A 1681-nucleotide genomic window follows, 5' to 3' on the forward strand; every position below is an offset into this window, starting at 1 on the left:
GTCGCCGAAGCGCGCGTCGAGGCGCGGCGTGCTGCTGTGCGCACAGGCGGCCAGCTGCAGCGCCAGCACCAGCGCGGCCAGGCGCCGAAAGAACGGCAAGAGGGATTTCCACATGGCAGCTCCCGGCATCATGGCAACTCGAAACCAGCGGCCGCGCGCGGCGCCGATGGCAGTGGTGGTGACGGTGGCGATGAAGCCGGCGGCGGCCCCTCCATCGTGCCGTCGCCCATCAGGCTCCTGCGCGATGGCGGCGTCAGCTGCGCCGTCGGCAGCACGGGCACGCCCGGCAAGGGCTTGACCAGGTGGGCGGTAATGACAAACAGCAATTCCGTGCGGTCATGCTGGAAATCCGTGCTGCGAAACAGCGCGCCGAGGATAGGCACTTCGCTCAGCCACGGCACGCCCGTGATATTGCTGACCTGGTTATTCTTGATCAAGCCGCCGATCGCATAGCTCTGGCCGTCATACAGCTGCACCGTCGTCGAGGCGCGCCGCGTGGTGATGACGGGCAGGATCGAGCGCGCGCTGACGCCGGCGGCGGAGATGCCCACGCCTTCGCGCGACAGTTCCGACACTTCCGGCGCCACCTTCAAATGGATGCGTCCGCCCGCCAGCACGGTGGGCGTGAAGCGCAGGCCGACACCGTACTCGCGCTCTTCCAGGGTGATCTTGTTGTTGTCCTGGCCGACGGGAATGAAAATCTTGCCGCCTGCCAAAAAACTACCCTCCTGGCCGCTGATCGCCATCACCGTCGGCTCGGCCAGGATGCGGATCAGGCCATCCTGTTTCTGCGCCTCGATGGTCAGCTTCTGGCCGTTCGACTTGCGCACGTCGAGCACGCCATTGGCCGCGCCGCTGAGGAAATTCGACAGCAAAGTCGTGGCCCAGCTGCCCGAGGCGAAACGCAGCGTGGCGCCCACTTCCAGGCGCTCCAGCAGCGACTTCGACACTTCCGCGATCTGCACGGCCAGCATCACCTGCTGCGGCGCGCTGACGTCGAGCATGTTGATGATGCGGCTTGCCGGCGTGCCGCCCGCGCCTGCCGTGGCCAGCGGCACGGCGGCGCCATCGGCGGGCTTGGGCAGCGCCAGCGGCACGGTAGCGCGGCGCACATACGCTTGCGCCAGCTCCACGGCGCGCACCACGGCGCCCGCATCCTGCACCGTGCCGCTCAGCACCAGCGAATCGGCCACGGCCGTGACGCGGATGGCTTGCTCGTCGGGCATCAGGGCCGCCAGGGTCGCCTGCAGGCCGGCCGGGTCCATGCTGACGCTGACATTTACTACGCTGCACAGGCCGCTCTTGCCCTGGATGATCATGTTGGTGCTGCCCACGTCGACACCCACCACGTACAAGGTGTCCGGCGCCACCAGCATGGCTTGCACCACGGCCGGATTGCCGACGCTGCGCTGTTGCACCGCCTCCGGCAGGCGCAGCATGCTCGACTTGCCCACCTGCAGCTGCAAGTTGCCCGGCGACGCCGCCTCGCCGCCGCAGCGCGGGCCGGGATCGGCCGCCGCGGGCAAGCACGGCAGGAAGCAGCAAAGGAGCAGCAGGGCGCGGTTCATGTGAGCAAGTCCATGGTGATTGAATGCCGGGAAGCTAAAAACACTCGCGCGACTGGCGCGTGCCATCGATGACGCCGCTGCACTGGCGCGCCGGTGCCTGGGCCACGCGCGCC

At 68.2% G+C, this 1681-nt stretch carries 1 protein-coding gene; it reads right to left on the reverse strand.

Going from position 1 to position 1681, the window contains the following annotated elements; all coding sequences use genetic code 11:
* Positions 1–128 precede the first annotated feature (128 nt).
* Entirely contained in the window at positions 129–1568 is a 1440-nt protein-coding gene (locus JaAD80_RS28755; RefSeq protein ID WP_102299587.1) for a type II and III secretion system protein family protein, read from the reverse strand.
* Between the last annotated feature and the right edge of the window lie 113 nt (positions 1569–1681).

Source organism: Janthinobacterium sp. AD80, from assembly GCF_002878455.1.
In the GTDB taxonomy this organism is placed as follows: Bacteria; Pseudomonadota; Gammaproteobacteria; order Burkholderiales; family Burkholderiaceae_D; genus Janthinobacterium.